Consider the following 1,199-nt stretch of genomic DNA (forward strand, 5'->3'; position numbering starts at 1 on the left):
CATGGTGCTTCTCCTTCGGGGTTGTGGTTAGAATAACCCTCAAGGATTTTTACTTGCAAACCCGTTCGCCAGGCCGGGTTCGGAATTTACAGAAACAATGTTGCACTAACATCCCATATTCATCAAACCGGAAATCAGGTTTCAAAAGAGGCGCAGAACATCGCGTAAACCATAACTTTAAACAGGAGGTGACAAAATGACGCCATCGTCATATACTGGACGCACTCATTTAGTGTCCAACAAGGAGGCTGCCATGCTAGCTCATACCGGGAAACGTCTCACCACAAGAATCACTGACCACGTGCAGGGAAAACTGCAAATGGCGGCTGATCTTGTTGGCGCAACGATGAACCAGTTTGTAGTGCAGGCGGCACTAGAAAAAGCGGATAAGGTTATTGAAAGCGAATCAACAATTGTCCTGACACGCAGGGAATCGTTGCGATTGCTTGAATTGATCGACAATCCACCACCACGTAATGAAAAATTCCGTAGTGCTCAAGCTCGTTATCAGAGGATAAAGAATGATGTTAGTTCAACCGCTGAATGACGGGCATGACAGGAAGGGATTTGATTGCGGAGATGCAGATCTAAACAGGTGGTTTCATCAAGTAGCTAAACAGCATAAAGAGAAGGGGGTTTCCTCAACTTTTGTCGTTGTTTCCGAAGAAGTTGGCACAGAAGTGCTTGGCTTTTATGCAATCAATCTTGCTGAAGCTATCAATGCGGATCTGCCGGCATCAATCAATAAACGGTTACCTGAAAAGGTGCCAGTTTTTCGGTTGGGCCGTTTAGCAACAGCCAAGAGTCATCAGGGAAAAAGAATCGGGGAATTTATGCTCTTCGATGCCATAGACCGAGTGACACGCATCTCCACTGAAGTGGGAGGTGTTGGTTTAGTGGTTAATGCAAAGCCAACCGCAGTCAGTTTCTATCAACAATATGGCTTTGAACAGATGTCTGATCATCATCTCAATCTGTTTTTGCCAATTTAACTTAACCCAACCCCGCGCATCGTCTGATGCCGGGGTGTTAGTGCAACATTGTTTCTGTAAATTCAGAATCCCGCCTACAAACGGGTTCACACGTCGAAATCCTTGAGGGTTATTCTAACCACAACCCCGAAGGAGAAGCACCATGGCAATGCAAGTAGAAACCAACCCCCTGGAGGCGGCCTATGCGGCGCTATTATCGCAAGGACT

2 protein-coding genes are annotated in these 1,199 nt (G+C 46.4%); both read left to right on the forward strand.

Annotated features, from left to right (window positions below; all coding sequences use genetic code 11):
• The first annotated feature begins 253 nt into the window (after nucleotides 1–253).
• Entirely contained in the window at nucleotides 254–547 is a 294-nt protein-coding gene (locus ACKTSJ_RS11120; RefSeq protein ID WP_407900235.1) for a DUF1778 domain-containing protein, read from the forward strand.
• Nucleotides 522–992 carry a GNAT family N-acetyltransferase gene (locus tag ACKTSJ_RS11125; RefSeq protein ID WP_407900237.1) on the forward strand — a complete coding sequence of 157 codons (471 nt, stop codon included), beginning with the start codon at nucleotides 522–524 and terminating at the stop codon, nucleotides 990–992. The genes ACKTSJ_RS11120 and ACKTSJ_RS11125 overlap by 26 nt, the downstream gene beginning before the upstream one ends.
• Nucleotides 993–1,199 lie beyond the last annotated feature (207 nt).

Origin of the sequence: Ferrigenium sp. UT5, from assembly GCF_045866295.1 — a bacterium.
GTDB lineage: Bacteria > Pseudomonadota > Gammaproteobacteria > Burkholderiales > Gallionellaceae > Sideroxyarcus.